The following is a 5,263-nucleotide window of genomic DNA, read 5'->3' as shown; positions in this document are numbered from 1 at the left end:
GCAAGCGCTCTCCCAGCTGAGCTATGGCCCCACGTGCTGCGAGGAGCGGAATATTAACGATCGTGATCGGCACACGCAAGCGTTTTTTTCAGAACGTTCGCGACGCCGCACACGCCCTCGCCACGACCGGCAGCATCCGCGCGCACGCCTGCATTGCGCGACGTCTGCGCCTCACGTCCAACGATGGCGGCGACCTGCGGAACTCGCCGCACACGGCGCCAATCCGCCTCCGCAGCCCTCCGCCACTCGTGTCGATGATTGCCGATATCGGCACAACGGGTGGATCTGCGCGCCCCTTGCGCGGTCGGCAGCAACCGAATGCTTCGCCTAGCGTGCGACGCACATATAGAGATGTGCTCGGGAAGTACCCATGGCCACTGCCATTCCCCCGCCTCCTCCAACGACGGCAAATGCAGATGCGCTGGCGGCGCGGCCGAACTGTCGGCTATACTCCGCGGCCGCGCCGAAGTGGCGGAATCGGTAGACGCAGCGGACTCAAAATCCGCCGCCCTTAAAAGCGTGTGGGTTCGAGTCCCACCTTCGGCACCAGGACTGACGGCAGCTTCGGCTGCCGTTTGTTTTTTGCGCGACCGCCGCGGCGCACGTCGACGTCGATCACAGGTAAACGCTTCATCTTCCTGCGCCCGTTTGTCTAGGCGGTGGCAGTGACGGTCCCGCTATACTTTCCGTTCCCAAACCTTAACGAGCAAGCGATGTCGGCATTGCGGGGCCTGCGTATCCTGGTGGTCGAGAACGACGAAATGAACGCCACGCTGCTGGAGTTGCAGCTTGCCCAGGCCGGTGCCGAGGTGGTCGGCATCGCCGCATCCGTGCAGCAGGCCCTTGCGCTGATCGACAGCGAGCGCCCGGACCGGGCGGTGCTCGACTTCCGCCTCTCCGCCGGCGAGACCAGCGAACCGGTGGCCCGGGCGCTCAGCGAACGTGGCACCCCCTTCGTGCTCGCCACCGGCGTGGCCGCCGACGCGCTCCCTCCCGGTTTCGCCGCCGGCGTGGTGCTGACCAAGCCGTACCTGTCCGAGCAGCTGATCAAGGCATTGCAGGACGCTCACGCCAAGACGACCGCGCGCCCCTGAGAATCCTCGGCCGTAAGCCCGCCGCCTGGCGGGAACGCTTCGAGGAACTCCGCCATCAACGCCAAGGACTGTTCGCCGCCTCCTGTCCGGTTTCCCGCCGGCAGCGCCACGGGGGCCTTGCTGCGCGCCATCGATTGGCGTGAGCACGAACTGGGCCCGATGGAGCACTGGCCGCGGAGCCTGCTCACCGCGCTGTCGATCTGCCTGAACTCGCGGTTCCCGATGGCGGTGCGCTGGGGCGAGCGCCAGTTCAACCTGTACAACGACGCCTACGTGCCGATCCTCGGGTTGCGGCACCCGCAAGGGTTCGCGCGGCCGATGGAAGAGGTATGGCCGGACGTCTGGCCCGAGGTGCGGGCGCAGGCCGACCAGGTGATGGCCAGCGGCGAATCGACCTGGAACGAACATATTCCGTTGACGATGATGCGCAACGGCTACAGCGAGCAGGTGTATTTCACCTTCTCCTACAGCCCGCTGTTCGACGACGAGGGCCGCATCGCCGGCGTGCTGTGCGTGTGCACCGAGGACACGGCGCGGATCACCCTGGCGCGCGAACGCGACACGCTGCTGAAGGCGCTGGACGCGCAACGTGCGCAGATGGCCGACGCCTTCGAGCAATCGCCGGCGGCGCTGGCGATCCTGCGCGGCCCGGATTACGTGATCCAGACCGTCAACAGGCGCTACCAGCAGCTGGTCGGACCGCGCGAGGTGGTCGGCCGGCCGCTGACCGAGGCCATCCCCGAAATCCAGCAACAGGGCGTCATTGGCCTGCTCGACAACGTCCGCACCAGCGGCGTGCCGTTCATCGACGAGTCGATGACCTTCCAGCTGTGCCGCAGTCCGCACGAAGCGACCTCGGAGACCACGCTGGAATGCGTGTACCAGCCGATGCACGACGCCGAGGGCCGGGTCAGCGGAATCCTGGTGCACGGCATCGACCGCACCGAACAGGCGCGCGCGCAGGCGCACGACAGCTTCCTGCTGATGCTCGAGGACACCCTGCAGAACCTGCACAGCACCGAAGCCATCTGCGAGACCGGTGCCGCCCTGCTCGGCCAGCACCTCGGCGCCAATCGCTGCGCCTACGCGATCGTCGAGGCCGATGAGGACGTGTTCGACGTGCGCGCCGACTACGTCGACGGCGCCTCGCACCTGACCGGGCGCTCGCGCTTCAGCGATTTCGGCAGCGACCTGCTGGACTGCATGCGCGAAAACCGGCCGTGGGTGGTGCAGAACACCGAGACCCACCAGCCGCCGATGCGTCTGGACGACCCGAACTACCGTCGCCTGGGCATGCGCGCCGTGCTGACCGCACCGCTGCACAAGGCCGGCCGCCTGGTGGCCGCGATCGGCGTGCACCACGCCCAGCCGCGCGTGTGGACCTCGGCCGAGATCGAGCTGGTGCGGCTGGTGGCGGCGCGCTGCTGGGAATCGATGCAACGCGCGGGCGCGCAAAGCGCACTGACCAGCAGTGCCGCGCGCCTGAGCGAACTGGCCGATGCGATGCCGCAGATCGTGTTCACCGCCATGCCCGACGGCCACGTCGACTACTTCAACCGCCGCTGGTACGAGTACACCGGGCTGCCGGTCGGCGAGGCCGGCTACGACAGCTGGCGCCATGTGCACACCGAGGAAGGCCTGGCGCGGGTGATGGAGGTGTGGCCGGAAGCGCTGCGCAGCGGCAAGCCGTACGAGATCGAGTACCCGCTGCGCCGCCACGACGGCGAATACCGCTGGCATCTCGGCCGCGCCCTGCCGATCCGCGACGACAGCGGCCGCATCGTGCGCTGGATCGGCACCAATACCGACATCCACGACCGCCGTCTGGTCGAGCAGCGCCTGCAGGAAAGCGAACTGCGCTTCCGCCAGCTGTGCGACAACGCACCGGTGATGATCTGGATGTCCAACGCCGACGGCGACTGCGAATACATCAGCCGCCAGTGGTATCTGTTCACCGGGCAGAGCGAGCAGGAGGCGCTGGGCAGCGGCTGGCAGGAAATGATCCATGCCGACGACCTGGCCACGGTCGGCCGCACCCTCGCCCGAGCCTGCGCCGACCGCCGCGCCTACACCGTGGAATACCGCCTGCGCCGCCACGACGGCGAGTACCGCTGGTGCGTGGACACCGCCACGCCGCGCTTCAGTTCGTCCGGCCAGTTCCTGGGCTTCATCGGTTCGCTGCTGGACATCTCCGAGCGCAAGCGCATCGAGAATGCCACCACCGCCGAGCGCGCGGCGCTGGAGATGATCACCACCGGCAAGCCGCTGAGCACGGTGCTGGAGGCGATCGCGCGCGGCATCGAGTCGCAGAGCGATGTCGGCCTGCGCTGCACCATCATGCTGGTCGACGAGCACCGCCAGTGCCTGCTGGAAGGCGCCGCGCCGAGCATGCCGCCCGCCTTCCGCAAGGCAGTGCAGCGCCTGCCGATCGACCCCAACACCGGCTGCTGCGGGCGCGCCGCCTACCTGCGCCGGCAGGTGCTGTGCAGCGACGTGCGGGTGAACCCGCATTGGCAGGCGTATCTGGCGACCGCCCTGGAGGCGGACATCGTCGCCTGCTGCTCGACGCCGATCCTGGCCAGCGATGGCGAAGTGCTGGGCGTAGTCGCGCTGTACTACCCGTTCGTGCACTACCCCAACCCGCACGAACAGGATCTTGCGCGCTCCGCCTCGCACCTGGCCGGCATCATCATCGAGCGCCGCGGCACCGACCTGCGCCTGCAGCAACTGCTCGCCGCCGAGCAGAGCGCGCGCAGCGAGGCCGAACGCGCCAGCCGCATGAAGGACGAGTTCCTGGCCACGCTCAGCCACGAGCTGCGCACGCCGCTCAACGCCATCCTGGGCTGGTCGCGGCTGATGCAGGACGATGCGGTGCGCGAGAAGGACCTGAGCAAGGGCCTGGAGGTGATCGAGCGCAGCGCGCATTCGCAGGCGCAGATCATCGACGACCTGTTGGACATGAGCGCCATCCTGTCCGGCAAGGTCCGCCTGGAGGCCGGCGAGCTGGACCTGCGCGCACTGCTCAGCGAGACCATCGATGCGGCGCGCCCCGGCGCGCAGAACAAGGGCATCGACATCGTGCTGGTCGCCGACGAAGCGACCGCCCTGCCCTATCTGGGCGATCGGGTGCGGCTGCAGCAGGTGCTGACCAACCTGATCGGCAACGCCATCAAGTTCACCCCCAGCGCCGGCACGGTCACGGTGACCCTGGACAGCACCAGCACCCACGTCCGCATCGCCGTCGGCGATACCGGCATCGGCATCGACCCGGCGTTCCTGCCGCACGTGTTCGACCGCTTCCGCCAGGCCGACGCGAGCAGCACGCGCAGCGCTGGCGGCCTCGGCCTGGGCCTGGCGATCGCCAAGCAGCTGGCCGAACTGCACCAGGGACAGTTGTCGGTCAGCAGCGACGGCGTCGGCCTCGGCGCAACCTTCACCCTGCTGCTGCCGCGCAACGACGTGCAGAGCCTGGATCCGATCCGCCGTGGCAACGATACCGCCCTGTCCGGCGGCATGCTGCGGCGCGACGGCATTCGCCTGGATGGCGTACGCGTGCTGGTGGTGGACGACGACATGGATTCGCGGGGCGTCACCCAGCGCTTCCTGCAGGAAGCCGGTGCCGTGGTCGAGGCCGCGGTCTGCGCCGACGATGCCGAAGCGCTGCTGCGCGAACGGCCCTATGCGCTGCTGGTCAGCGACGTCGGCATGCCGCGCCGCGACGGCCACAGCCTGATCCGCAGCATCCGCGCCCGTGGTGTCGGCGCAGCCAGCCGCATCCCGGCCATCGCGCTGACCGCCTACGTGCGCAGCGAGGATCGCGCGCTGGCCCTGGAGGCCGGCTTCGATGCGCACCTGGGCAAGCCGGTGGATCCGGTCAAGCTGCTCGGGCTGGCCGCATCGCTGGTGGCGCCGGCACCGGCCGCGCTCGCCACCGACCAGAGCCAACGCGCCGAATCGGCCTGAGTCGGCGCTGCGCGGCTGCACCGTGCGGCCGGCACTGGATGCACCGGCGCGAGCGCGCCGGATTTTTTCTGCTGGAACCTCAGCTGCGCTTGGCGCGCGCGAACGCGTCGGCCAGCGCGCTGTTGACCGGCGCCGCGGCAGCCGGCCGCGGCTTGGCATTGCCACCGCCCGCATTGCCGCGCCCGTCGCGCTCGCGTCGCGGGGGG

At 69.0% G+C, this 5,263-nt stretch carries 2 protein-coding genes and 1 tRNA gene; all 3 read left to right on the top strand.

Features of this window, described 5'->3' with window-relative positions; all coding sequences use genetic code 11:
- Nucleotides 1-462 precede the first annotated feature (462 nt).
- The 3 genes from D183_RS0115710 (at nucleotide 463) to D183_RS0115695 (ending at nucleotide 5,057) form a co-directional block, all read left to right on the top strand.
- A tRNA-Leu gene (locus D183_RS0115710) sits at nucleotides 463-549 on the top strand.
- 164 nt (nucleotides 550-713) lie between these two features.
- Complete coding sequence (locus tag D183_RS0115705; RefSeq protein ID WP_017909846.1) at nucleotides 714-1,094, top strand: response regulator; 381 nt, start codon at nucleotides 714-716, stop codon at nucleotides 1,092-1,094.
- A 159-nt stretch (nucleotides 1,095-1,253) separates the two neighbouring features.
- Nucleotides 1,254-5,057: a PAS domain-containing protein gene (locus D183_RS0115695; RefSeq protein WP_232757289.1), complete on the top strand. Its 3,804-nt coding sequence runs from the start codon at nucleotides 1,254-1,256 to the stop codon at nucleotides 5,055-5,057.
- The last annotated feature ends 206 nt before the right edge of the window (nucleotides 5,058-5,263 follow it).

The sequence above is a fragment of the Xanthomonas sp. SHU 199 genome (genome assembly GCF_000364665.1).
GTDB lineage: Bacteria > Pseudomonadota > Gammaproteobacteria > Xanthomonadales > Xanthomonadaceae > Xanthomonas_A > Xanthomonas_A sontii.
Note: the sequence above shows the minus strand (reverse complement) of the source record. Positions and strands in the feature narration are given on the sequence as shown.

Coding starts and splice junctions, on each gene's coding strand:
- D183_RS0115705 (WP_017909846.1), top strand. CDS start 714: ATGTCGGCATTGCGGGGCCTGCGTATCCTGGTGGTCGAGAACGACGAA.
- D183_RS0115695 (WP_232757289.1), top strand. CDS start 1,254: ATGGAGCACTGGCCGCGGAGCCTGCTCACCGCGCTGTCGATCTGCCTG.